This is a genomic window from Plantactinospora sp. B5E13, assembly GCF_039871775.1.
Lineage (GTDB): Bacteria > Actinomycetota > Actinomycetes > Mycobacteriales > Micromonosporaceae > Plantactinospora.
This window is the reverse complement of the sequence record NZ_JBDPLT010000042.1, coordinates 1-24049: the sequence shown is the minus strand read 5'-3', so window position 1 is coordinate 24049 and position 24049 is coordinate 1. Positions and strand designations below refer to the sequence as shown.

Annotated in this window: 23 protein-coding genes; 18 read left to right on the top strand and 5 right to left on the bottom strand. The window is 73.3% G+C overall.

Translation table 11 applies throughout. The annotated features are described in order from the left end of the window. The first annotated feature begins 26 nt into the window (after positions 1-26). The 9 genes from ABGB05_RS28300 (at position 27) to ABGB05_RS28260 (ending at position 12382) form a co-directional block, all read left to right on the top strand. Positions 27-332 carry a DUF167 domain-containing protein gene (locus ABGB05_RS28300; protein WP_347656962.1) on the top strand — a complete coding sequence of 102 codons (306 nt, stop codon included), beginning with the start codon at positions 27-29 and terminating at the stop codon, positions 330-332. A gap of 25 nt (positions 333-357) precedes the next feature. Next, positions 358-1860 carry a potassium/proton antiporter gene (locus ABGB05_RS28295; RefSeq protein WP_347656961.1) on the top strand — a complete coding sequence of 501 codons (1503 nt, stop codon included), beginning with the start codon at positions 358-360 and terminating at the stop codon, positions 1858-1860. Between the two features lie 469 nt (positions 1861-2329). Next, complete coding sequence (locus tag ABGB05_RS28290) at positions 2330-2749, top strand: TraR/DksA C4-type zinc finger protein (RefSeq protein ID WP_347656960.1); 420 nt, start codon at positions 2330-2332, stop codon at positions 2747-2749. Between the two features lie 42 nt (positions 2750-2791). Further along, complete coding sequence (gene lspA, locus ABGB05_RS28285; protein WP_347656993.1) at positions 2792-3442, top strand: signal peptidase II; 651 nt, start codon at positions 2792-2794, stop codon at positions 3440-3442. Further along, on the top strand, positions 3439-4398 hold the full coding sequence (locus tag ABGB05_RS28280) for an RluA family pseudouridine synthase (protein WP_347656959.1): 960 nt from the start codon (positions 3439-3441) through the stop codon (positions 4396-4398). The genes lspA and ABGB05_RS28280 overlap by 4 nt, the downstream gene beginning before the upstream one ends. Before the next feature lie 33 nt (positions 4399-4431). Then, positions 4432-5673, top strand: a complete 1242-nt coding sequence (locus tag ABGB05_RS28275) for a hypothetical protein (RefSeq protein ID WP_347656958.1) — start codon at positions 4432-4434, stop codon at positions 5671-5673. A gap of 131 nt (positions 5674-5804) precedes the next feature. Further along, a complete protein-coding gene (locus tag ABGB05_RS28270; RefSeq protein ID WP_347656957.1) occupies positions 5805-7577 on the top strand; it encodes an AAA family ATPase in 1773 nt (590 codons plus the stop codon). A 310-nt stretch (positions 7578-7887) separates the two neighbouring features. Next, on the top strand, positions 7888-11427 hold the full coding sequence (dnaE, locus tag ABGB05_RS28265) for a DNA polymerase III subunit alpha (RefSeq protein ID WP_347656956.1): 3540 nt from the start codon (positions 7888-7890) through the stop codon (positions 11425-11427). Positions 11428-11539: 112 nt separating this feature from the next. After that, the gene (locus ABGB05_RS28260) at positions 11540-12382 is read left to right on the top strand and encodes a DUF2567 domain-containing protein (protein ID WP_347656955.1); all 843 of its coding nucleotides are present in this window, start codon (positions 11540-11542) and stop codon (positions 12380-12382) included. Here ABGB05_RS28260 and ABGB05_RS28255 read toward each other — a convergent pair. Then, positions 12297-13052, bottom strand: coding sequence for an LON peptidase substrate-binding domain-containing protein (locus ABGB05_RS28255; RefSeq protein WP_347656992.1), 756 nt, complete (start codon positions 13050-13052; stop codon positions 12297-12299). The genes ABGB05_RS28260 and ABGB05_RS28255 overlap by 86 nt on opposite strands. Positions 13053-13279: 227 nt before the next feature. Between ABGB05_RS28255 and hisD the strand changes: the two genes are divergently transcribed. The 8 genes from hisD (at position 13280) to hisF (ending at position 19136) form a co-directional block, all read left to right on the top strand. Then, positions 13280-14623, top strand: coding sequence for a histidinol dehydrogenase (hisD, locus tag ABGB05_RS28250; RefSeq protein ID WP_347656954.1), 1344 nt, complete (start codon positions 13280-13282; stop codon positions 14621-14623). After that, the gene (locus tag ABGB05_RS28245; RefSeq protein ID WP_347656953.1) at positions 14620-15741 is read left to right on the top strand and encodes a histidinol-phosphate transaminase; all 1122 of its coding nucleotides are present in this window, start codon (positions 14620-14622) and stop codon (positions 15739-15741) included. Before hisD ends, ABGB05_RS28245 begins: the two co-directional genes overlap by 4 nt. A 60-nt stretch (positions 15742-15801) precedes the next feature. Next, complete coding sequence (gene hisB / locus ABGB05_RS28240) at positions 15802-16413, top strand: imidazoleglycerol-phosphate dehydratase HisB (RefSeq protein WP_331215783.1); 612 nt, start codon at positions 15802-15804, stop codon at positions 16411-16413. Continuing rightward, complete coding sequence (locus tag ABGB05_RS28235) at positions 16413-16583, top strand: hypothetical protein (RefSeq protein WP_347656952.1); 171 nt, start codon at positions 16413-16415, stop codon at positions 16581-16583. The genes hisB and ABGB05_RS28235 overlap by 1 nt, the downstream gene beginning before the upstream one ends. Beyond that, positions 16583-17212 (top strand): imidazole glycerol phosphate synthase subunit HisH, encoded by a 630-nt coding sequence (gene hisH, locus ABGB05_RS28230; RefSeq protein ID WP_347656991.1) that lies wholly within the window; start codon positions 16583-16585, stop codon positions 17210-17212. Before ABGB05_RS28235 ends, hisH begins: the two co-directional genes overlap by 1 nt. Continuing rightward, positions 17209-17535, top strand: a complete 327-nt coding sequence (locus tag ABGB05_RS28225; protein WP_347656951.1) for a hypothetical protein — start codon at positions 17209-17211, stop codon at positions 17533-17535. Before hisH ends, ABGB05_RS28225 begins: the two co-directional genes overlap by 4 nt. Positions 17536-17602: 67 nt before the next feature. Next, on the top strand, positions 17603-18337 hold the full coding sequence (gene priA, locus ABGB05_RS28220) for a bifunctional 1-(5-phosphoribosyl)-5-((5-phosphoribosylamino)methylideneamino)imidazole-4-carboxamide isomerase/phosphoribosylanthranilate isomerase PriA (protein ID WP_347656950.1): 735 nt from the start codon (positions 17603-17605) through the stop codon (positions 18335-18337). 28 nt (positions 18338-18365) lie between these two features. Further along, positions 18366-19136, top strand: a complete 771-nt coding sequence (gene hisF, locus ABGB05_RS28215) for an imidazole glycerol phosphate synthase subunit HisF (protein ID WP_347656949.1) — start codon at positions 18366-18368, stop codon at positions 19134-19136. A 70-nt stretch (positions 19137-19206) separates the two neighbouring features. On the opposite strand, the gene ABGB05_RS28210 is transcribed toward hisF, so the two are convergent. Both ABGB05_RS28210 and ABGB05_RS28205 read right to left on the bottom strand, forming a co-directional pair. Next, positions 19207-19662 carry a hypothetical protein gene (locus ABGB05_RS28210; RefSeq protein ID WP_347656948.1) on the bottom strand — a complete coding sequence of 152 codons (456 nt, stop codon included), beginning with the start codon at positions 19660-19662 and terminating at the stop codon, positions 19207-19209. A 140-nt stretch (positions 19663-19802) separates the two neighbouring features. Continuing rightward, a complete protein-coding gene (locus tag ABGB05_RS28205) occupies positions 19803-20513 on the bottom strand; it encodes a hypothetical protein (RefSeq protein ID WP_347656947.1) in 711 nt (236 codons plus the stop codon). A gap of 59 nt (positions 20514-20572) precedes the next feature. On the opposite strand from ABGB05_RS28205, the gene ABGB05_RS28200 reads away from it, so the two are divergent. Beyond that, positions 20573-22030, top strand: coding sequence for a PLP-dependent aminotransferase family protein (locus tag ABGB05_RS28200; protein ID WP_347656946.1), 1458 nt, complete (start codon positions 20573-20575; stop codon positions 22028-22030). A 69-nt stretch (positions 22031-22099) separates the two neighbouring features. On the opposite strand, the gene ABGB05_RS28195 is transcribed toward ABGB05_RS28200, so the two are convergent. Both ABGB05_RS28195 and ABGB05_RS28190 read right to left on the bottom strand, forming a co-directional pair. Continuing rightward, positions 22100-22936: a GNAT family N-acetyltransferase gene (locus ABGB05_RS28195; protein ID WP_347656945.1), complete on the bottom strand. Its 837-nt coding sequence runs from the start codon at positions 22934-22936 to the stop codon at positions 22100-22102. Positions 22937-23128: 192 nt separating this feature from the next. Beyond that, positions 23129-24049: ATP-binding protein (locus ABGB05_RS28190; protein WP_347656944.1), on the bottom strand; the 921-nt coding region annotated here is incomplete at its 5' end.

Sequence of the window (24049 nt, the reverse complement as noted above, 5' to 3'; positions counted from 1 at the left end):
ACCGGTACGACCCTGGCCGGGCCGCCGTGACGGCGGCCGGCCCGCGCACCGTCGCGGTACGGGTCAAACCCGGTTCGTCCCGGGCCCGGGTCGGTGGCCGCTTCGACGGTCCGTACGGTCCGGCCCTGGTGATCGCGGTGAATCAGCCCGCGGTCGACGGCCGGGCCACCGAGGCGGCCCGGCGGGCGTTGGCCGAGGCGCTGCGGCTGCGCCCGGCCGCGGTGACGCTGCGCACCGGCGCGGCGAGTCGCGACAAACTCTTCGTGGTGGACGGGCCGGCCCAGGAGGTCGACGCGCGACTGCGCGAACTCCGGGACGGATCCGTTCGGTGACGGCGGGGCCCCGGGTGGGGCAGCCGTGACCGAGCGGCTCGACGCCGCCCTGCTGATCGGTGCGGCGGTGCTGCTCGTCGCGGTCGGCGCGGTCCGGGTCTCCACCCGGCTCGGGGTACCCAGCCTGCTGGTCTACCTCGCGATCGGGGTGGCCATCGGCGAGGACGGCCTGGGGATCCGTTTCGACGACGCCGAACTGACCCGGGCCCTGGGCTTCTGCGCGCTGATCGTGATCATCGCCGAGGGCGGGCTGACCTCCCGGTGGAGTGCGCTGCGACCGGTGCTCGGCGTCGCCGGCCTACTGGCGACGCTCGGCGTGGTGGTCAGCATCGCAGTCGTGGGCGTGGTGGTCCATTTCCTGCTCGGGGTGGACTGGCGGCTCGCGTTGCTCTACGGCGCGGTGCTCTCCTCCACCGACGCGGCGGCGGTTTTCGCCACCCTGCGCTGGTTGCGGCTGCCACCCCGGCTGGTGGCGACGCTGGAGGCCGAGTCGGGGATGAACGACGCCCCGGCGGTGCTGCTTGTCGTCCTGCTCTCCACCTCGACGTTCAGCGGACACGCCTGGTGGCAGGACGCTCTGCTGCTCGGCTACGAACTGGTGGTCGGGGTCGGCTTCGGGTTCGGTGTCGGGATGCTCGGCCGGTGGACCCTGCGCCGGGCCGCGCTGCCGTCCTCCGGGCTCTACCCGATCGCCGCGGTGGGACTGACCGTGCTCGCGTACGGGGTCGCCACGGTGCTGCACGCCTCCGGCTTCATCGCGGTCTACGTCGCCGGGGTGATCCTCGGCAACTCCCGGTTGCCGCACCGGCAGGCGATCCTCGGCTTTGCCGACGGCCTGGCCTGGATCGCGCAGATCGGGCTCTTCGTGCTGCTCGGCCTGCTGAGTGCGCCGTCCCGGCTGGCGGACGCGGTGTGGCCGGCGGTGGTCACCGGCCTGGCACTGGTCCTGCTGGCCCGACCGCTGGCGGTGCTGGCCTGCACGGTCTGGTTCCGGGCCGGTCCCCGGCAGCAGGCGTTCCTCTCCTGGGCGGGACTGCGCGGTGCGGTGCCGATCGTGCTGGCCACCATCCCGCTCTCCGAGGGGGTGCCCGGGGCGGTGCCGCTCTTCGACGCGGTTTTTGTCCTCGTGGTGATCTTCACGTTGTTGCAGACCGGTACGCTCGCCCCGGCGGCCCGCTGGCTGCGACTCACCGCCGCGGCCGAGCCTGCGGAACTGCGGGTGGAGACGGCGCCGTTGGAGCGGATGCAGGCCGATCTGTTGCAGTTGGAGATTCCGGCCGGGTCCCGGCTGGTCGGGGTGCACCTCGACGAGCTGCGGCTGCCGGTGGGGGCGTCGGTGACGCTGGTCGCCCGGGACGGGGTGGGATTCGTGCCGGCGTCGGACACCCGGTTGAAGGTCGGGGACAGCCTGTTGATCGTCGCCACCGCCCGGGTACGGGACGAGGTCGAGCGCCGGCTGCGGGCGATCAGCCGACGGGGTCGACTGGCCCGCTGGCTCGGCGAGTACGGCGAGGAGCGCGACGACTAACCCGCTGTACCTTTTGCCTGGTTGGTGGGTTATTTCCGGTGGAAAAGCGTAACATCGGTGCGGCATGTTGTCGGACGCCTGTACGTTCCGTATTCTTGCCAACCTCCGGAGTGTGCGGCGGGTCCGCCGCGCGCCCGTTTCTGCACTGGGGGACGCCATGGCCGAGCGGGCGAGGGCCGCAGGCGATATGACCGGTACATCCGGTTTGTCGTCGGTGGCCGGTGGCCCGAATCCGGCCGGTGGCCGCCAGCACACTCCCGGCGCTCCGGCGCCGGACGTGCCGGCGGCCTCGCCACCCGGCGTTTGTGCAGTCCGGCGTTGGCGACCTGTGCTGCCGACAGCATCCCACTGGTCGCACCCGCCGGAGCGACCGCACCGAACAGGTCCACCGGCTCCGTCGGGGTGACGGCGCGACGAACCTGTCCAGGCACGGCCGACCGCCGCGGGGTCCGCGGCTGAGGGAGCGACGATGGCAAAGCCAGCCGACACCAGGACCGCCGGCCGTAAGTCGGCACCGAAGACCGCGCGCAGCAGCGCCGAGACCGAGAAGATCCGGGCGGCCCTGGCAGCCCGCCGCGACGAACTGCGCGGCGAGTACGATCAGACGCTGAGCGAGATCACCGAGCTGCAGCGCGAACGGCTGACCGACTCGGCCGGGGACGACCAGGCCGACACCGGCACCAAGACGTTCGAGCGGGAGCAGGAGATCTCCCTCGCCAACAGCATCCTGGAACGCATCACCCAGGTGGAGCGCGCTCTGGAGCGGCTTGACGAGGGCAGCTACGGCTGGTGCGAGCGGTGCGGCAACCCGATCCCGGTGGAGCGGCTCGCCGCGTTCCCGTCGGCCACCCTCTGCGTCGCCTGCAAGCAACTGGAGGAGCGCCGGTGAGCGGTCCGGGGTCGTGACCGGAGGAAGGGACTCCTGCTGAACATCGACGACGAGCGGACGACCGAGGCGCGGCCGGCCGGGGCCGACCCGGAGGGACCGAACCGACCGCGCGTACGGCGGCTCGCCGTCTCGGTGCTGGTCGGTGCCGCCGTACTGGCCTGGCTCGCCGACCTCGGCACGAAGCACCTCGCCCTGGCGACGCTCGCCGACCGGGAGCCGGTACGCCTGCTCGGCGGCGCCGTCTACCTCACCCTCACCCGCAACAGCGGCGCGGCGTTCAGCCTCGCCTCCGACCACACCTGGGTCTTCCCACTGGTCACCGCCGTGGTGATCGGCTGGATCGGCTGGCTGGCCGGCAGACTGCGTTCGCTGCCCTGGGCGATCGCGCTGGGACTGGTGCTCGGTGGTGCGATCGGCAACCTGACCGACCGGATCTTCCGGGCCCCCGGCGTGTTCGTCGGGCACGTGGTCGACATGGTCAGCCTCTTCGACCCGTACGGGCGGGTGTGGCCGATCTTCAACCTCGCGGACAGCGCCCTGGTCACCGGGGTCTGCCTGGCGGTCCTGCTGGAACTGACCGGTCGGCAGCGCGACGGGACCCGGATCCGGGCCCGCCGGGCTGCCCCGGAGAACGCCCCGGACGCGGCCGTGGCCCCGGGAACCGACGCCGACCGACGGGACGACCAGGCATGACCTCTGCGTACAACGCCGGACAGGTACGTCCGGCCGGGGAGACCCGTACCCTGCCGGTGCCGGAGGGACTTGACGGGATGCGGCTGGACCAGGCGGTCTCCCGACTGCTCGGGCTCTCCCGGACGACCGCGGCGGCGCTGGTCGAGGCGGGCGACGTAACCGTCGACGGGACCGCCCGGCCCAAGTCCGACCGGGTGGCCGCCGGTTCCTGGCTCGAGGTGGTGCTGCCCGCACCGGCCGCGCCGCCGACGGTCATCGCCGAGACGGTCCCCGGACTGCGGGTGATCCACGCCGACGACGACATCGTGGTGGTCGACAAGCCGGTCGGGGTGGCCGCCCACCCGAGCCCGGGCTGGACCGGCCCGACCGTCATCGGCGGGCTTGCCGCCCTCGGCCACACCATCGCGACCAGCGGTGCGGCCGAGCGGCAGGGGGTCGTGCACCGACTGGACGTCGGGACCACCGGGGTGATGGCGGTGGCCAAGAGCGAACGGGCGTACAGCCTGCTCAAGCGGGCCTTCAAGCTCCGCGAGGTGGAGAAGCGGTACCACGCGGTGGTGCAGGGACACCTCGACCCGCTGCGCGGCACCGTCGACGCGCCGATCGACCGGCACCCGACCCACGACTACCGGTGGGCGGTGATGGCGAGCGGGAAACCGAGCATCACCCACTACGACACGTTGGAGGCGTTCCCGGCGGCGAGCCTGCTCGACGTACGACTGGAGACCGGCCGGACCCACCAGATCCGGGTGCACCTGTCCACCCTGCGGCATCCGTGTGTCGGTGATCTGACGTACGGGGCGGATCCCACCCTGGCCACCCGGCTCGGCCTCAGCCGACAGTGGCTGCACGCCCGCGAGTTGGCGTTCGCACACCCCGGGACGGGTGAGCCGGTTCGGTTCGTGAGCGACTACCCTGACGACCTGGCACATGCACTTCGCATCTTGCGCGATTGACCGCCAGCCAGCCGACGAGGGGAAGTTCCGCCCGTGCGCCCCGGTGACCTGTTGCGTCAGTTGGACCGGCAGCTGCTGCCGCCGCTGGCCCGTGGCCTGACCCGGCTCGGACAGGGGCCGCTGCGCCTGCGGCTGCGGCTGTTGACCAGTGTCGCGCTGCTCTGCTCGGTGGCCGTACTGGTCACCGCGGTCTGGGCGGCGGACCGGCCGCCGGCGATCGACCCCACGCTCGGCGACGTCACCCGGGTCGGGGTGGTGCAGGGCGAGTCCATCCCCGGCTACGTCGCGGCCAGCCGCGGCGAGCTGGCCGCGCTGATCGCGGCACCGCCGGCCGGCGCGGCGCCGCGGCCGTACGCGCTGGTGACCCTCGCCGCCTACCTGGCTCCGGACCGCTTGCCGCCGGTCCTGGCCGGGGTGGAGATCTCCGAGGTGTACGCCCGGCTGTGGCGGCCGGGCAGCCAGACCCAGATCGTGCGTATTCCGGCGCTCCGCCTGCCCGACGACGTGACCGCAGGGATGCTGGAGGTCGCCGAGCGCAAGGACCAGGAGGTCCGGGACTACCAGGAGCGCAGTGCGGCGGTGGTCGGCGACAGCCCGGACGCGCAGGAGCTGCGCCGGTTCTACGACAGCGGCGCCCGGGTCGCCTCGGACGAGGCGATCGCCTACCGGTCCGGCTGCTCGTGCGTGTACGCGGCGGTGGTCCGGGGCGAGCCGGCGGCCCTGGGGCGGGTCGCCGCCCGGGCGGGTGTACGGGCGGTGGACCCGGCGCCGGAGGTGCGCCGACTGGACCGGACCGTCTTCACCCCGCCCCTGCCGGAGCAGGAGGACGTGGTACGTCCGCCCGCCGACTCGAGCATGCCACCGGCGCCGACCGCCCCGGGCGATCCGACCGGCCCGGTGTTGCCACCGGCCGGTTCGGCGGCCTCGGACGGCGTGCCCGGGGCACCGGGCGGTGCGCTGGATCCGTCGGCGAGCGGTGCTCCGGCCTCCGGCCCGCGACCCGCCCCGTCGTCCACCGCGCCGGCCCCTGACCCGGTCCACACCCCGCCGGCCAGCCCGGAGGGCGGGACCGGCACGACCGGGCCAGAGGAGCCGGCCACCGTCCCCAGGGACGGCGGCAGTCCGGGCACCCCACCCGACGGGTCGCCGGGCAACCCGGAGAACGGGTCCTCGCCGGACAGCGCCGGACCGGCCGGGGATTCGCCGGCTCCGCGGCTGGGTGACGCGCCGAGTGGGAACGCACCGAGCGGGAACGCACCGAGCGGGGAACCGTGAGCCGGTGACGGCCAGCGGGGCTCCGGCGGCGACGGCCACACCGATGAATGGGTGCGTGCCGCCGGTGGCCCGAATAGGGTTTGCTTCGTAGCCTGTCAGGGCGGGGACCGAGGGCGCTGGGAGGGCGAGCCGTGGACGGCACGGAGACCGGCTGGGGCCGGCCGGCGGAATCAGCACCGCGGTGGCGGGCGCTGCTCGACCGGGCCCTGCACGGCAGCCGCACCGACGAGCACCAGGTCCTCGACGAGCGGTCCGGGCCGGGGGCGGCCGGCGGTGGGTTGACCGGCGGAGGTGGGGCGGGCGGCCCCGGCCGGTCCGGCCGCACAGCACCGCCGGGCGATCCCGGCTATCCGTCCGGTTACGGTCCGCACGGCGGACCGGAACGGCCCGGAGAGTCCCGGTACGCCGCGTTGGAGAACGGCTACCGGCACGACTCCTTCTTCGGACCGGAGCCGGGGCGACCGGCCGAGGCCGGTTGGTCCGACCCGGGGTACCGCCCGGAGCCCGGCTATCCGGCCGCCCCGGCTCAGCGCCCCGATCCCGGATACCGGCCCGAGCCGGGCCGGCCGGCCGACGGCGGTCACCCCGGTGAGTCCCGGTATGCCGCGCTCGGCACCGGCTGGCGGCCGCCCGCTCCACCGCCGCCGCCGGTCAACCCGCCGAGCGGTCCGCCGCCCCTGCCCCGCCGCCCGCCGCCGCAGTCGGCCGCGCCGGCCCTGCCGTACCGCGGCCGGCCGGACGAGGCGGGCCTGCCGCACCGGGGCGTACCCGAGGATCCGGGTCCGGCCCGACGGAGCGCGCCCGAGGTCGCGGCCCCGCCCGGCCGGGTCGTCCCGGCGCCCCGGGCCGCCCTGACCCCACCGCCGGCCGCCCTGACCCCACCGCCGGCTGTCCCGGTCGAGCCGGCGTTCCGGCCGGCTCCGACCGAACCGGCGTTCCGGCCCACGCCCGCCCGTCCGGCGCCCGGTGCGGCCCCGGTCGACCCCCCGGCCCGCTACGGAACGCCGGAGACCGGCTACGCCAGGTCGCCGGTACGGCCCGCCGTCGACCCGGCGCCACCGGCCCGGGCCGGATGGCCGCGTCGGCAGCCCGACGCCGAGGTGGAACGGGCGATCGGCGTCCTCAAACGCGACCTCGGCTCGCCCCGGGTGCTGGCCTTCGCCAACCCCAAGGGCGGTGTGCACAAGACCACCGCGACCGTGCTCGCCGCGGCCACCATCGGCGGGGTACGCGGCCGGGGCGTGCTGGCCTGGGACGACAACGAACTGCGGGGCACCCTCGGCCTGCGCGCCGGCAGCGCCCGGCACGCCCGGACGATCCGGCACCTGGTCGCCGAGCTGATGGAGATCGAGGTCCTGCCCGGCAACCAGCTGACCGAGCGACTCGACGACTACCTGCGGCACGCCTCGGACGGCTCGTACGACGTCCTGGCCGGCGAGGAGAGCCCCCGGTTCGCCCAGCGGCTCGACCAGCACACCGTGAAACGGGTGCTCGAACTGCTGCGCCGCAGCCACGACGTGATCTGCGTCGACACCGGCAACAACGTGGAGAGCTCGAACTGGCAGACCGTGCTGCGCGCGGCGGACCAGCTGGTGGTCACCACCGTGCCCCGGGAGGACGCGGCGTTCACCGCCGACTGGATGCTCGACCTGCTGCACGAGATCGGGATGGGCGAGCTGGTGGAGAACGCGGTGACCCTGCTCTCCTGCCCGACGCCGGGGCAGTCGCCGCTGCTGGAGGACCTGAAGCGGCACTTCGCCACCCGGACCAGGGCGGTGGCGGTGGTGCCGTACGACCCGGCGCTGGAGACCGGTTCGTCGATCGAGTACGCCCAGCTGCAGCAGGAGACCCGGGACGCCTGGCTGCAGGCCGCCTCGATGATGATCGAGCCGTTCGCCCGCTGATCCGCCCACCGGGCGAGTCGGTCTGGAGGCGGGGAGATCAACGGACTAGGCTCGGGGACCGGCGGTCGCGCCGTCGGGGGGACCCGCCGGGCTGGTGGGCACCGGGCCGTCGCCGGCTGCAAGGGGGGCATCGGAGCTGCGCCGACGCGGGTGCGTGGGCGCGGTTGCCGTACCGTGCCCGCAGCCGGGGAACGTGTCCTGACGGGTGCCCGCCGTACGACCGACGGTCGCCGGGTGACCGGAGACCCGGTCGGCTGATCGGCCGATGCCGGGCCGGCCGGTGGCCGCGCGAGGGGAAGGGGGGCCCTGGGTGTCTGACTCGTTCGTGCACCTGCACAACCACACCGAGTATTCGATGCTCGACGGTGCGGCGCGGCTCAAGGAGCTGTTCGCCGAGACCGGTCGGCTGGGCATGCCAGCGCTGGCGATGACCGACCACGGCAACCTGTACGGCGCGTACGACTTCTTCAAGCAGGCCACCGGAGCCGGGGTCAAGCCGATCATCGGAGTCGAGGCCTACCTCACGCCGGGGACGGACCGGCGGGACCGGACCCGGGTGCGCTGGGCCGACGGCGGCGGGAACGACGTCTCCGGCGGTGGCGCGTACACCCACATGACGATGTGGGCCGCCGACGCCGAGGGACTGCGCAACCTGTTCCGGCTGAACTCCCGGTCGAGCCTGGAGGGCTACTTCTACAAGCCGCGCGCCGACCGGGAACTGCTGCACGAGTACGGCAGGGGGCTGATCGCCACCACCGGCTGCCCCTCCGGCGAGGTGCAGACCTGGCTGCGGATCGGCAACTTCGACAAGGCGTGCGAGTCGGCGGCCGAGTTCCGGGACATCTTCGGGGCGGACAACTTCTACCTCGAGTTGATGGACCACGGTCTCGACATCGAGCAGCAGGTCCGGCAGGACCTGATCCGGCTCGGCAAGCGGCTCAACCTGAAGCCGGTCGCCACCAACGACCTGCACTACACGTACGCCAAGGACGCGGACGCGCACGAGGTGCTGCTCTGTGTCCAGTCCGGGTCGACGCTGGCCGACCCGAAGCGGTTCAAGTTCGACTCCCAGGGCTACTACCTCAAGTCGCCGGCCGAGATGCGCGCGCTCTGGGACGCCGAGGTGCCCGGCGCCTGCGACAACACCCTGGAGATCGCCGAGCGGATCGGCGACTACGCCGAGGTCTTCGCCTCCCGCAACCTGATGCCGCAGTTCCCGATCCCCGAGGGGGAGACCGAGGAGTCGTGGCTGCGCAAGGAGGTCGCACGCGGGCTGGAGCGGCGCTTTCCGAACGGGGTGCCGGACGACCGTCGGCGGCAGGCCGAGTACGAGCTCGACGTGATCATCAAGATGGGCTTCCCCGGCTACTTCCTGGTCACCGCCGACCTGATCGCGTACGCCAAGCGGGAGGGGATCCGGGTCGGGCCGGGTCGTGGCTCGGCGGCCGGTGCGCTGATCGCGTACGCACTCGGCATCACCGAACTCGACCCGATGCAGCACGGTCTGCTCTTCGAACGGTTCCTCAACCCCGACCGCGTCTCGATGCCTGACATCGACATGGACTTCGACGAGCGTCGGCGCGGCGAGATGATCCGCTACGCCACCGAGAAGTACGGCGACGCGCGGGTCGCCCAGATCATCACGTACGGCACGATCAAGGCGAAGGCGGCGATCAAGGACGCGGCCCGGGTGCTCGGCTACCCGTTCGCGATGGGTGACCGGATCACCAAGGCGATGCCACCGGCGGTGATGGGCAAGGACATCCCGCTCGGCGGCATCTTCGACCCGTCGCACCCGCGCTACCCGGAGGCGGCGGAGTTCCGCCAGCTCTACGACGGCGACGGCGAGGTCCGCAAGGTCGTCGACACGGCCAAGGGTCTGGAGGGGCTCAAGCGGCAGTGGGGGGTGCACGCGGCCGGGGTCATCCTGTCCCGGGACCCGCTGGTCGACGTCCTGCCGATCCACAAGCGGGAGCAGGACGGCGCGATCATCACCCAGTGGGACATGGGTGCCTGCGAGACCATCGGCCTGCTGAAGATGGACTTCCTGGGCCTGCGCAACCTCACCATCATGGACGACGCGCTGGACGCGATCCGGGAGAACCGGGGCGAGGAACTCGTCCTGGAGGACCTGCCGCTGGACGACAAGGCCACCTACGACCTGCTGGCCCGGGGTGACACCCTCGGGGTGTTCCAGTTCGACGGCGGGCCGATGCGGGCGCTGCTGCGCTCGATGGCGCCGGACAACTTCGAGGACATCTCCGCGGTCGGTGCGCTCTACCGGCCCGGTCCGATGGGCGCCAACGCGCACAACGAGTACGCCGACCGCAAGAACAACCGCAAGCCGGTGGTGCCGATCCATCCGGAGCTCGCCGAGCCGTTGAAGGAGATCCTGGGCGACACCTACGGGTTGATCGTCTACCAGGAGCAGGTCATGGCGATCGCGCAGAAGGTCGCCGGGTACTCGCTCGGCGCCGCGGACCTGCTCCGCCGGGCGATGGGTAAGAAGAAGAAGGAGATCCTCGACAAGGAGTTCAAGCCGTTCTCCGCCGGCATGAAGGAGAAGGGGTTCTCCGACGCGGCGATCAAGACGCTCTGGGACATCCTCGTCCCGTTCTCCGACTACGCGTTCAACAAGGCGCACAGCGCCGCGTACGGGGTGGTCTCCTACTGGACCGCGTACCTGAAGGCGAACTATCCGGCCGAGTACATGAGCGCCCTGCTCACCTCCGTCGGTGACGACAAGGACAAGTCGGCGGTCTACCTCGCCGAGTGCCGCCGGATGGGCATCAAGGTGCTGCCGCCGGACGTCAACGAGTCCAACGCCCGGTTCGCCGCCGTCGGCACCGACATCCGGTTCGGTCTGGCCGCGGTCCGCAACGTCGGTGCCAACGTGGTCGAGTCGATCCGCCGGTCCCGCAAGGAGAAGGGCGCGTTCACCGACTTCTACGACTACCTGCGCAAGGTCGACGCGGTGGCCTGCAACAAGAAGACGATCGAATCGCTGATCAAGGCGGGGGCGTTCGACTCCCTCGGGCACACCCGCAAGGGGCTGCTGGCCGTGCACGCCGACGCGATCGACTCGTTCATCGCGCTCAAGCGCAACGAGGCGGTCGGCCAGTACGACCTCTTCGGCGACGCGTTCGGCGGCGGGGGCGAGGCCGCCGGCGGTGGCGGCATGGTGGTGACGCCGCCGATCCCGGACGGCGAGTGGGACAAGACCGACCTGCTCACCTTCGAGCGCGAGATGCTCGGCCTGTACGTCTCCGACCACCCGCTGTTCGGGGTCGAGCACGTGCTGGCCAACGCCGCCGACATGCCGCTCTCCGCGCTCGCCGAGGAGGGGAACGTCGCGGACGGGCAGGTGGTCACCCTGGCCGGCATCCTCTCCGGGGTGCAGCGCCGGATCACCAAGCAGGGCCGGGCCTGGGCCTCGGCCACCCTGGAGGACCTCGGCGGTGCGGTCGAGGTGCTCTTCTTCCCGAACACCTACGAACTCGTCGGGCAGTACATCGCCGAGGACGCGATCGTGGTGGTCAAGGGTCGGGTCGACCGGCGCGACGACCAGCCCCGGCTGATGGCGATGGACCTGTCGATGCCGGAGATCACCGCCGCCGACGAGGTCAAGCCGGTGGTGCTCGCCCTGCCTCCGTCCCGCTGTACCCCGCCCCTGGTCGAGCGGCTCCGCGAGGTGCTGACCAGCCACCCCGGCTCGGCGGAGGTGCACGTCAAACTGGTCAACGGCTCCCGGGCCACCCTGCTGCGGCTCAGCCCGATGCGGGTGGCGCCGACCACCGCCCTGATGGCCGACCTCAAGGCCCTGCTCGGCCCGAGCGCCGTCGCCGGCTGAGGGTGTCAGGGAACGGCCGCTCCGCGCAGCGGGGCGGCCGGGACTGACACCCTCGGGTCGGTTTCGCCGGACCGGACCGCCGACGGTCGGTCGTGCCTGAGAGGATCATCGGGTGAGTCCGGCAACCTCTCATCCCGCCGACCGGTCCGGCGGCGACGACGACCGTCCCGCCGCCGCTGCGGCTCCGTCCGCCTCATCCGCACCGCCGGCCGGTGGCGACGGTGTGACCGGCGGCGAGCCGTCCGACGGGCCGCCCACCACCGAACTGTCCGACGCCCCGCCGGCCGCCGAGCCGTCCCGGCGGCGGTTGCGCGGCGTCGCCGTCAACCTCGGGGTGTTCCTGGTGTTGATCCTGCTGGGCCTGCCGTTCGGGCTGGTCTGGTCGGCGGTGTCGCCCGGGGTGCCGGTGCTGCAGACCGAGGACGGTGCGATCCTCGCCGAGCCGTCACCGGAGGGGTTCATCGCCGCCGACGGGTGGTTCACCCTGCTCGGCTTCGGGCTCGGTGTCCTGGTGACGATCGCTGTCTGGGTGCTGCTCCGCCGGCACCGGGGACCGCTCGGCATGGTCGTGGTGGTGCTCGGCATGCTCGGTGCCGCCCTCGTCGCCTGGCAGGTGGGGCGGCACATCGGGCTGGCCGGGTACGAGCGGATGCTGGAGACCGCGCCGGCCGGCACGAACTTCACCAAGCCGCCGGACCTGCAGGCCGGTCAGTTCTACGAGGCGCTCGGTTTCATCCCGGCGATCCAGGACCTGCTGGTGCCGGCGTTCGGCGCGGTGCTGGTCTACACCCTGCTGGCCGGCTGGTCGCGCTATCCGGGTCTGCGACCCGAGGAGGAGCCGCCGCCGTGGACGCCGGACCTGTCGCCGGTCAGTTCGGGCTCAGCGGTACCGCCAGCTCCGCCAGCGGCACCGGGACCGCCCGGACCTGACGCAGCAGAGCCGCCTCGCGGTTGAGCAGGCGCAGTTCGGCGCGGAGCCGTCCGGCCGTGTCCGGGGTCGCCAGCAGCCGCTGCCGGTCGCCGAGGGTCAGCGCGGCGGTGGCCGCCACCAGGTGGGACAGCACGGTCGGGTCGTCCGGCAGCTGTTCGGCGATCTCCTCCGGGTCGTCCCGGACCAGGGCGAGGTACTGCCGGAAGACCGCGAGGACCCGGGGAGCGAGTTGGTCGGCGGCCTGTTCCTGACCGGTCGGTTCGGGCAGCCAGTCGACCTCGGCGGTCAGGTACGGCGTTTCCCCCTGGGTGACGTCGTTGATCCGGAACCGGCGTCGTCCCACCGTCACCACGTCGAGCCGGCCGTCCGGCAGCTCGGTCACCTGACGCAGTTCCGCCGTACAGCCGATGTCGTGCAGGGTGACCAGCGACGTCCGGCCGCCCGGTTCGGCGGCCGCCCGGTCCGCCGGGGTCCCACCCCCGAAGCCGGGAGCGACGGCTCCGCCCGGGCCGACCCCGCCCGGGCCGACCCCGCCCGGGCCGACGGTGCCGGGGCCCGGGCCACCGGCGACCGGTGCCGGGCCGCCGCTGCGGATGGCGACCACACCGAACTCCCGGGGCGTACCCTCCGGAAGGTCGGTCAGGTGTCGGATCAGTGCGAGATAGCGCGGCTCGAATATGTGCAGCGGCAGCACCAGACCGGGAAAGAGCACCGTCTCGAGCGGAAACACCGGTAGCCGCGCACCCACCGGACGAGCCTAACCGGTCCCGGTCGCCCTCGGCCGTACGTGGTTCGGCTGATCCGGACCCGGCTTCGGCTGACCACACCGCCGGCCGAACGGCGGGTACGTGGCCCGGCTCACCGTCCCGCCCGCTGGACGCAGCCGCTGCGCCGGCCGGTGCGACGAATAGACTGCCAAGGGTGTTGAACCGGATCGACCTGCGCGGCGGGTGGCGTGATCCACGCGCCCTGCTGCCCCGTGCCCAGCTTGACGTCTCCGTCGCGGTGGAGAAGATCCGCCCGCTTGTCGAGGCGGTCCGCGAGCATGGGTTCACCGCGATCCGGGACGCCACCCAGCGCTTCGACGGCCTGCTGCTGGACCGGCTGCGGGTGCCGGCCGGGACCATCGCCGAAGCCGAGTCGACGCTGGAGCCGGAGGTCCGGGAGGCACTGGTCGAGAGCATCAGCCGGGCCCGGCGGGTGCACGCGGACCAGCGGCGGACCGACGTGGTCACCGAGGTCGTGCCGGGCGGCGTCGTCACCGAACGCTGGGTGCCGGTCGACCGGGTCGGGCTGTACGTGCCTGGTGGCCTGGCCATGTACCCGTCGACCGTGGTGATGAACGTGGTGCCGGCCCAGGCCGCCGGGGTCCGGTCGCTGGTGGTGGTGAGCCCGCCGCAGCCGGAGAACAACGGCCTGCCCGACGCCCGGGTGCTGGCCGCCTGCGCGCTGCTCGGCGTCGACGAGGTCTACGCGGTCGGCGGGGCGCAGGCGGTGGCGATGCTCGCCTACGGGGCGGCGACCGACGCCGACGGCACCGGACACTGCGACCCGGTCGACATGATCACCGGCCCGGGCAACATCTGGGTCACCGCCGCCAAACGGCTGCTGCGGGGTGTGGTCGGGATCGACGCCGAGGCGGGTCCGACCGAGATCGCCGTACTGGCCGACGAGACGGCCGACCCGGTGCACGTCGCCGCCGACCTGATCAGCCAGGCCGAGCACGACCCGCTGGCGGCGAGCGTGCTGGTCACCCCGTCGGTCGAGCTGGCCGACTCGGTCGACCGGGAGCTGGCCCGGCAGGTTCCGGAGACCAAACACACCGACCGGATCAACACCGCGCTCACCGGCCCGCAGAGCGGGGTGGTGCTGGTCGACGACCTGGCGGCCGGGCTGCGGGTGGTCGACCTCTACGCCGCCGAGCACCTGGAGATCCAGACCCGGGACGCCCGCGAGTGGGCACTCCGGGTACGCAACGCCGGGGCGATCTTCGTCGGGCCGTACGCGCCGGTGTCGCTCGGCGACTACTGCGCCGGTTCCAACCACGTGCTGCCCACCGGCGGCTGCGCCCGGCACTCCTCCGGGCTGTCGGTGCAGTCGTTCCTGCGCGGCATCCACATCGTGGAGTACACCGAGGCGGCGCTGCGGGACACCGCCCGGCACGTGGTGACCCTGGCCCGGGTGGAGGACCTGCCCGCGCACGGCCAGGCGGTCGCCGTCCGGTTCGCCGCGCCCCCGCCGGCCGCCGAGGGGGCACCGGCGTGACCTCGCTCGACGACCTGCCGATCCGCGACGACCTGCGGGGGCGCAGCCCGTACGGCGCGCCGCAGCTGGACGTGCCGGTGCGGCTGAACACCAACGAGAACTCGTACCCGCTGCCCGAGTCGGTGGTGGACGCGATCGGCAAGGCGGTCGCCGCCGAGTTGCGTGACCTCAACCGCTATCCGGACCGGGACGCGGTGGCGCTCCGCGCCGACCTGGCCGACTATCTCGGGCACGGGCTCGGCGTCGGCAACGTCTGGGTGGCCAACGGCTCCAACGAGGTGCAGCAGCAGCTGTTCCAGGTCTTCGGTGGTCCGGGACGGACCGCGCTCGGCTTCACCCCGGCGTACTCGATGCATCCGCTGCTCGCCACCGCGACCGGCACCGCCTGGCGGGACGGTCGGCGGGACGCCGACTTCGGGCTGACCGTCGCGCACGCCGTGGCGCAGGTCCGGGAGCACCGCCCTGACCTGGTCTTCCTCTGCTCGCCGAACAACCCGACCGGGACGGCGCTGGATCCGGCGGTGCTGGACGCGGTGCTGGCCGAGGCGCCCGGCATGGTGGTGGTCGACGAGGCGTACGCGGAGTTCGCCCGGCCCGGCACGCCGACCGCGCTCGCCCTGCTGCCCGGCCAGCCGCGGCTGGTGGTGACCCGGACGATGAGCAAGGCGTTCGGTTTCGCCGGCGGACGGCTCGGTTACCTCGCCGCCGACCCGGCGGTGGTCGACGCGGTGCAGCTGGTCCGGTTGCCGTACCACCTGTCGGCGCTCACCCAGGCCGCCGCCCGGGCGGCGCTGGCCCACCGCGACACCCTGCTCGGCACCGTCCAGGCGATCAAGGAGCAGCGGGACGGGATCGTCTCCGGCCTGCGGGCCCGGGGCCGGACGGTGGCCGACAGCGACGCGAACTTCGTGCTCTTCGAGGTCGGCGCCGACCAGCGGACCGCCTGGCGGGCGCTGCTCGACCACGGTGTGCTGGTCCGGGATGTCGGCCTGGCCGGCTGGCTGCGGGTCACCGCCGGCACCCCGGAGGAGACCGACGCCTTCCTCGCCGCCCTGGACGCCTGGGCGGCCGCGCCGGCCGGATCCGGTGTGGGGGCCGGTGCCGGCGGTCCCGAATGACGCCGAGCCGGCCCGTCCTGTCATGCTGAAGCCGCGCAGTCGCGAACGAAAGGTCCTACCGTGAGCAGAACCGCCCGGGTCGAGCGGACCACGGCCGAGACCAAGGTCCTCGTCGAGCTGGACCTCGACGGCACCGGTAAGGCCGAGATCAACACGGGGGTCGGGTTCTACGACCACATGCTGAACCAGATCGCCCGGCACGGCGGCTTCGACCTGACCGTGCAGACCGTCGGCGACCTGGAGATCGACGCCCACCACACCGTCGAGGACACCGCGCTCGCCCTGGGGACCGCGTTCGACCAGGCGCTCGGCGACAAGGCCGGCATCCGGCGGTACGGTTCGGCCACCATCCCGATGGACGAGGTGCTGGTCCGGGCCGCGGTCGACCTCTCCGGCCGCCCGTACGTGGTGCACGACGAGCCGGCGCTGGCCCCGTACATCGGGCCGGTCTATCCGACCAGCATGACCCGGCACATCTGGGAGTCGTTCGGCCAGTCGGCCCGGCTCACCCTGCACGTCTCGGTGCTGCGGGCGGCCCGCCCGGGCGGCCACCCGGACGCGCACCACGTGGTGGAGGCACAGTTCAAGGCCGTCTCCCGGGCGCTGCGCGAGGCGGTGTCGATCGACGTACGCGCCGGTGGCGCGATTCCCAGCACCAAGGGGCTGCTCTGATGGGCGCCGTACTGCCGGTGCTGCTGTTCGCCCTGGGCGGGGTGCTGATCGGCGGGGCGTGGTCGATGCACCGCCAGGGCGCGTCCCGGGGCGCTCTCCTGCTGGTCGGCACGCTCGCGGTCCTCGCCACCGCCGGTGGGGTGCTGTGGCTGATCCCCGGGGGCACCTGATGGCTCCCGCGCCGAACGTCGTGGTGTTGGACTACGGCTCCGGCAACCTGCGCTCCGCACAGCGCGCGGTGGCCCGGGCCGGTGCCGAGGTCACCGTCACCGCCGACCTGGCCGCGGCCTCGGCCGCGGACGGTCTGGTGGTGCCCGGGGTGGGCGCCTTCGCCGCCTGCATGGCCGGGATCGAGGCACTACGGGCCGGTCCGGTGATCGCCGAACGGGTCGCGGCCGGCCGCCCGGTGCTGGGCATCTGCGTCGGCATGCAGATCCTCTTCGAGTACGGCGAGGAGCACGGCGTGGTCACCAAGGGGCTCGGGCTGCTGCCCGGCGCGGTGACCCGGCTCGCCGCCCGGCGGGTCCCGCACATGGGCTGGAACACCGTACGCACGCCGGCCGACTCGACGCTGTTCGCCGGACTGCCGACCGACTCGCGCTTCTACTTCGTCCACTCGTACGCCGCCACCGAACTGTCCGCCCTGACCGGGGCCGGGGCGCTGGTGACGACGGCCGAGCACGAGACCCGGTTCGTGGCGGCGGTGGAGCGGGGGCCGCTGTCGGCGGCGCAGTTCCACCCGGAGAAGTCCGCCGACACCGGCCGGGTACTGCTGACCAACTGGCTGGGGACCCTGTGAGCCGGGAACGGGCCCGCCGCCGGGCCGAACGGGAGGCCGAGGCCGAGCGGGCCCGGGCCAGACGGGCCCGGGTGGTGGCCCGGCGCCAGCGTCGTCGGGCGCTGCTGCGCCGCCTCACCCCGCGGCTGCCGGACCGGCGTACGGGTCGGCTGTACGCCCGGCGCAGCCGGGGCGAACGGGCCGGGGTGGTGGTCCTCGCCCTTATCGCGATCGGTGCCATCTGGCTTTTTGTCGACGACCTTGCGCTGCGGCTCGGCCTGATCATCCTGTTGCTGCTGGCCCTGCCGGCGATCGTGGTGATCGCGTTGGGCCGGCGCACCTGACCACCGGCCCGGCGGGGTGTCAGCCGCGGGTCCGGGCCACTGTTCCATCCGAGAAGAGGAGATCCCGTTGAGCCTCACCCTGCTCCCCGCCGTCGACGTGGCGGACGGTCAGGCGGTCCGCCTGGTCCAGGGCGCCGCCGGCAGTGAGACCAGCTACGGCGACCCGCTGGAGGCCGCGCTGGCCTGGCAGTCCGACGGTGCCACGTGGATCCATCTGGTCGACCTGGACGCGGCGTTCGGCCGGGGCTCGAACGCGGAACTGCTCGCCGAGGTGGTCGGCCGGCTCGACGTACGGGTGGAGCTCTCCGGCGGGATCCGGGACGACGAGTCGCTGCGGGCGGCGCTGGCCACCGGGGCGGCCCGGGTCAACATCGGCACCGCCGCGCTGGAGGACCCGCAGTGGTGCGACCGGGTCGCCGCCGAGTACGGCGACCGGGTGGCGATCGGGCTGGACGTGCGGGGCAGTACCCTCTCGGCGCGGGGCTGGACCCGGGACGGCGGTGACCTCTTCGAGGTGCTGGAACGGCTGGACAAGGCCGGTGCGGCCCGGTACGTGGTCACCGACATCACCAAGGACGGCATGATGCGCGGCCCCAACCTGGACCTGCTCCGGGACGTCTGCGCCCGTACCCCGGCCCCGGTGATCGCCTCGGGCGGCGTCTCCACCCTCGACGACCTGCGGGCGCTGGCCGGCCTGGAGTCGATCGGGGTGGAGGGCGTGATCGCCGGCAAGGCGCTCTACGCCGGGGCGTTCACCGTCGCCGAGGCGCTCGCCGTGCTGGCCGGGGCGGAGGCGTCGTGACCACCACCTCGCCGGACAGGTGCGACGCATGACGGTCGCGGTGCGGGTCATCCCCTGCCTGGACGTGGACGCCGGCCGGGTGGTCAAGGGCGTCAACTTCGTCGACCTGCGGGACGCCGGGGACCCGGTCGAGCTGGCCGCCGCGTACGACGAGGCCGGTGCGGACGAGCTCACCTTCCTCGACGTCACCGCCTCCTCGGACGACCGTGGCACCATGCTCGACGTGGTACGCCGCACCGCCGAGTCGGTCTTCATCCCGCTCACCGTCGGCGGTGGGGTACGACAGGTCGCGGACGTCGACCGGCTGCTGCGGGCCGGTGCGGACAAGGTGGGGGTGAACACCGCCGCGATCAACCGCCCCGAGCTGATCGCCGAGATCGCCGAGCGCTTCGGCCGGCAGGTCCTGGTGTTGTCGTTGGACGTCCGACGGTGCCCGGCCGGGGTGACCACCGACAGCGGCTTCGAGGTGACCACCCACGGCGGGCGGCGGGGCACCGGCCTCGACGCGGTCGGCTGGGCCGCCCGGGCGGCGGAGTTGGGCGCCGGCGAGATCCTGCTCAACTCGATGGACGCGGACGGCACCAAGGCCGGCTTCGACCTGGCGCTGATCGGGGCGGTGCGGCGGGTGGTCGACGTGCCGGTGGTGGCCAGTGGCGGGGCGGGTACGGTCGCGCACTTCCCGCCGGCGGTCGCGGCCGGTGCCGACGCGGTGCTGGCGGCCAGCGTCTTCCACTTCGGCGAGCTGCGGGTCGGCGAGGTCAAGGACGCGCTGCGGGCCGCCGGTCACCCGGTCCGCTGAGGTCGCCGTCGGTTCGTCGACCCGGCCTGCCGGCGTGGCGCCGCTGGCCCGTCCCCTGCCGGGATGGTGGTCACGGCCCGTTCTCCGGTGACCGGCGGGGCATCGGCAGGGTGAACCGGGCCGCGTACTCCTGCACCGCCGCGTGGTGTTCGTCCTCCTCGAGGATCCAGTCGTGGTCTCCGGGGGCGTGCCGGCGGGTCAGTACCCCGTGCACGGTCTCCACCGCGGTGCCGACCCCGCCGTGCGGCCTGGTCCGCCACAGCCGTTCGCCGGCCGTGGTGACCCGGAACCAGCCGTCGGAGACGGTGACCAGGCCGGCGCCGACCAGCCGTCGCACCGCGGCCTCGATCTCGTGTCGGGCCGGGATGGCCCGGTTGAGGTGTTCGGCGGTGGAGAGCACGTCGGCGAGGCGGACCCCCTCCGGACGTCGGGTGGTGCTCGACCGCCGGTGCCGGCCGGCACCGCCCGCGATCACCAACGAGACGAAAATCCAGGCGTCGGACCACCGCCATCCGTCATCCCCCATGGGAGAGATGATGCCGTGTGGTGCCGGTCGACGGGAAGGTCATCAGTCGTTCATTCTTCTCCGGTCAGTCCGATTCACTGTCCATTGCGGACGATCTGTGCCGACTCTGTGGCGCGGGGTCGTCGTGTCGCGCCGTGGTGTCAGACCGTTGCCGCGTCGACTTTCTCCGTGGTCGGCGGGGCGGCTCCCGGCGTGGTCGGCGGGGCGGCTTCCTGCGTGGTCGGCCGGGACCCGGCGACGTCCGTGGGCGGCACGGTGAACAGCGGGATGAACAGGTGCACCAGTGGTCCGATGCCGACCGCGTACACCACGGTGCCGATCCCCACTGTGCCGCCGAGCAGCCAGCCGGCGGCCAGCACGGTCACCTCGATCACCGTACGGACCACGCGGATCGAGTGGCGCGGGTGCCGGGCCACAAAACCGGTCATCAGGCCGTCGCGTGGCCCGGGGCCGAACCGGGCGCCGATGTAGAGGCCGGTCGCCACTCCGTTGAGCAGGACACCGGTGACGAGGAAACCGATCCGGGCGGGGAGCGGGGAGACGGTCGGCAGCAGCCACAGGGCGACGTCGACCGCCACCCCGATGACCAGGACGTTGCTGACCGTGCCGAGCCCCGGACGTTGCCGCAGCGGGATCCAGATCAGCAGGACCAGTACACCGACGACGATCGTGACGGTGCCGATGGAGGCGCCGACGAGTCGGGAGAGTCCCTGCTGGAAGGCGCTCCAGGGGTCCAGGCCGAGCGTCGACTCGATCATCAGCGCCATGCTCAGGCCGTAGAGCACCAGGCCGGCGTAGAGCTGTCCGAGCCGTCGGAGCAGTCGGTCGGGTCGGTTGCCAATCCGTGTCATGCATGCCACTCTGAGGGCCAATCTGGGAGGTATGAAGGACCAATCAAGGAGATGTGGTTATGACTGGACTGGTCCGTGGCCCCCATCTGGCTCGGATGCTCGGCCAGTGGCACTCCCTGCCCGGTCGGCGACGCGACCCCGACTACGCCGCGCTCGCCGGGGCGGTACGGGGACTGCTCGCCGACGGGCGGCTGCCGCTCGGCGTACGCCTGCCGGCCGAACGGGAACTGGCCGAGGCGCTGCGGGTCAGCCGTACCACGGTCACCGCCGCCTACCGGTCGCTGCGGGAGACCGGGCACCTGACCAGCCGGCGCGGCGCCGGCAGCTGGACCACCCTGCCAAATGGCCACCGGGTGGGCAGCACCGGCATGTTGACCCCGCTGGAGGACCTGGACGTGATCGACCTCGGCTGCGCGGCACTGCCCGCGCCGGTCGAGCTGGCCGACGCCGCCCGGGCCGCCGTCGAGGACCTGGCCTGCTACCTCGGCGGCGCCGGATACCACCCGACCGGCATCATCGAACTGCGTACGGCGGTCGCCGAGCACTACACCGGACGGGGCCTGCCGACCAGCCCCGAGCAGATCCTGGTCACCAACGGCGTGCAGCACGCCCTCGACCTGGTACTGCGACTCGCGCTGCCGCCCGGAGCCGGCGTACTCGTGGAGTCGCCGACCTATCCCAACGCGTTGGCCGCGCTGGCCGCCCGCCGAGCCCGGATCACCACCCACGGCCTGGACGCCGGGGGACCGGGCTGGGACGCCGACCTGCTGCTCGGCGGCCTGCGGCAGACCCGGCCCCGGCTGGCGTACCTGATCCCCGAGTTCCAGAATCCGACCGGTCACCTGATGCCCGCCGACCTGCGGGAGCGGGTGGTGGCCGCGGCCCAGGCCGCCGGCACCGACCTGGTCGTCGACGAGTCCTTCGTGGACCTCGCCCTGGACGGCGTCGAGGTGCCGCCGCCGACCGCCGTCTTCGACCGGCACTCGCGGGTGGTCACCATCGGCGGGATGAGCAAACCGTACTGGGGAGGTCTGCGGATCGGCTGGATCCGCGCCTCGGCGCCGCAGGTGCAGCGGCTGGCCGCCACCCGGGTCGGGGTCGACATGGCCGGCCCGGTGCTCGACCAGCTCGTCGCGGTACGCCTGCTCGCCGCCGCCGGGACCATCGTGCCGGCCCGGCGGGCGCAGCTGGCCGCCCAGCGAGACGCCCTGCTGGCCGTGCTCCGGGCCGAACTGCCGACCTGGCGGGTACGGCCCCCGCAGGGCGGGGTCACGCTCTGGGCCGAGCTGGACGGGCCGATCGCCAGCGCGTTGGCCCGGGCCGCCGAGGAGGTCGGGGTACGGATCGCTCCCGGACCGAGGTTCGGCCTGGACGGCACCATGGAACGGTTCCTCCGGCTGCCGTTCACGCTGCCGCCGGCCGACCTCACCGAGGCGGTACGCCGACTCGCCGCCGTTCGGTACGACCTCGACCGGGTCACCCGTCCACACTGGCGGGAGCCGGCGGTGATCGCCTGACCGCCGTGCCGGATCAGCGGCGGCCGTGCCGGATCAGCGGCGGCCGTGCCGGATCAGCGGCGGCCGGCGTCAGGCGTCGGTGCCGCCCGGTGCCGGCTGCCAGACCCAGTCCTGCCGGTCGTAGAGCCGGGTGAATCCCACCCGGAGCAGGTTCTCCAACGACTGGTGGCGTTCGCCCGCCGCGGGCCGGCCGGTCTGCACGACGAGTCGGCGGCAACCGGCCTCGGCGGCCGCTCGGGCCCGGGCGGCCGTCAGGGCCGACTGGGCGCCCCGGCCACGGTGGCTCTCCCGGGTGACCGCGCTGTTCAGCCCGCCGACCTCGCCGTTCAGGAACAGGTTGGCCGCGGCCACCATCTGATCGCCGTCCCAGGCCGCGAACGCCCGGAAGTCCGGCTGCCCGAGAGTGGCCCGGAACAGGGTGTCGAAGTGCTCGGGCATCTGGAACACGGTGTACAGCAGGCTTACCCACTGTGCGAAGTCGGCCGCTCCGACCGGTCCGATCCGCAGGTCGGTGCGGGCCGGTGCGATGTCGCCCACCGCGCAGCCGAGCTGCACCGTGAACGCGCCCGGGGTGAGCCCGTACGCGGCGCGGATCTCGTCCCAGTCCGGGGGAAGCAGGTCGGGGGCGATCTGGATCCGCGCCGACGGGCTGCCCTGGTCACGGTGGAACTCGATCACCTTGTCGAGCACGTCCCGGGTGACCGGCTCGGTCACCCCGAGCCCGAGGGTCTTGTTCCAGTAGCCGGCCATCGGATCGTTGCGGGTGACCCAGGTGAACGCCCCGCCGATGCGGGTGGTGCTGATGCCGAGGGCCTGCCGGGTGCGCTCCGGCGCCAGGGCCACCATCCGGTAGTTGCACTCGGCTTCGGCGGATTCGGCCAGGGCGGCGAGATTCTCTGCTGACATGGGTGGTTCCAGGGGGCGTCGAAGGGCCGGGGCGGCCCGGGCGGACTGTGCTGCCGTCGACAACCGACCGGGTGGCGGCCGGATCTGTGGGCGACGACGTCCGTCATGGAACCCGGTGATCCCTTTCCTGACCAGCCCGGGGAGGGGCAGGTGTGAGCAGGATCTACGTACCCGTGAGTAGCTGGTCGGGGGTCAGGCCGGGTAGCCGTCCCGGGCGATCAGGTCCAGGCGGGGCAGCCGCAGCCGGGCCGCTCGGGGTGCCGGCAGGGACGCCCAGACCACCTTGCCGTCGGTGCCCGGCAGCACCCCCCAGCCGGCGACCGACCGGGCCACCAGGTCCAGTCCGCGCCCGCGCAGCGCGGGCGGTGTCGCCGCATCCTCGGCTCCGTCGGGCGTGGTGGCGATCCGGGGTACGCCGTGGTGCCGGTCGGCGACCGCGATCCGAAGTCGTTGACGGTGGTGGGAGACGGTGACGTCGATCTCCGTACCGGCGTGCTCCACGGCGTTCGCCACCAGTTCGGAGACGACGAGCTGGGCGTCGTCGGTCACCTCGGACAGACGCCACCGGTCGCAGCAGTCCCGGACCAGGCGCCGGGCGGTGGCCGCCGCCTGCGCCGCCGGGGCGAGCCGCTGGTGGGCCCGCCGGACCCCCGGTGGCACCGGGTACGGCCGGAGTCGGCTGAGTGCCTCGGAGAGTCGTGGATAGAGCCGGACCCGGCGGGTCGGCAGTCGACGCAGCGCCCCGGTCAACGCCGACGCCGGGGCGCAGACCAGTACGGTGATGCCCCGTCGGCAGGACTGTCCGAGCATGACCAGGGCCGGCAGCACGGTCGGCAGCAGACCGTCCGGGGTGACCCGGGTGCAGTCCAGCGCCACGTAGGGCGGGTGGTGCGCGGTGCAGGCCTCGAACGCGCGCTGCAGGGTGTACACCTGGGCCAGACTCCACCGGCCGGCCATGGTGATCACCAAGGCGCCGGTTTCCACGTGTGCCGCCACCATGGTCGTCATCCTGGGAACCCCCTCGCCGCCCGCCCGGGCGACCACCGGCTCGTCGGTCGCTCGGATGCTGCCTCTGGTCTTACCCCGGCGAGCGGCGGACGATTCCGGGTCGGG

Excerpts from the sequence above, each read along its gene's own strand:
- ABGB05_RS28200 (WP_347656946.1), top strand. The coding sequence starts at position 20,573 with ATGACTGGACTGGTCCGTGGCCCCCATCTGGCTCGGATGCTCGGCCAG.
- ABGB05_RS28210 (WP_347656948.1), bottom strand. The coding sequence starts at position 19,662 with ATGGGGGATGACGGATGGCGGTGGTCCGACGCCTGGATTTTCGTCTCG.
- hisH (WP_347656991.1), top strand. The coding sequence starts at position 16,583 with ATGGCTCCCGCGCCGAACGTCGTGGTGTTGGACTACGGCTCCGGCAAC.
- ABGB05_RS28235 (WP_347656952.1), top strand. The coding sequence starts at position 16,413 with ATGGGCGCCGTACTGCCGGTGCTGCTGTTCGCCCTGGGCGGGGTGCTG.
- ABGB05_RS28280 (WP_347656959.1), top strand. The coding sequence starts at position 3,439 with ATGACCTCTGCGTACAACGCCGGACAGGTACGTCCGGCCGGGGAGACC.
- ABGB05_RS28290 (WP_347656960.1), top strand. The coding sequence starts at position 2,330 with ATGGCAAAGCCAGCCGACACCAGGACCGCCGGCCGTAAGTCGGCACCG.
- ABGB05_RS28205 (WP_347656947.1), bottom strand. The coding sequence starts at position 20,513 with ATGACACGGATTGGCAACCGACCCGACCGACTGCTCCGACGGCTCGGA.
- hisF (WP_347656949.1), top strand. The coding sequence starts at position 18,366 with ATGACGGTCGCGGTGCGGGTCATCCCCTGCCTGGACGTGGACGCCGGC.
- ABGB05_RS28195 (WP_347656945.1), bottom strand. The coding sequence starts at position 22,936 with ATGTCAGCAGAGAATCTCGCCGCCCTGGCCGAATCCGCCGAAGCCGAG.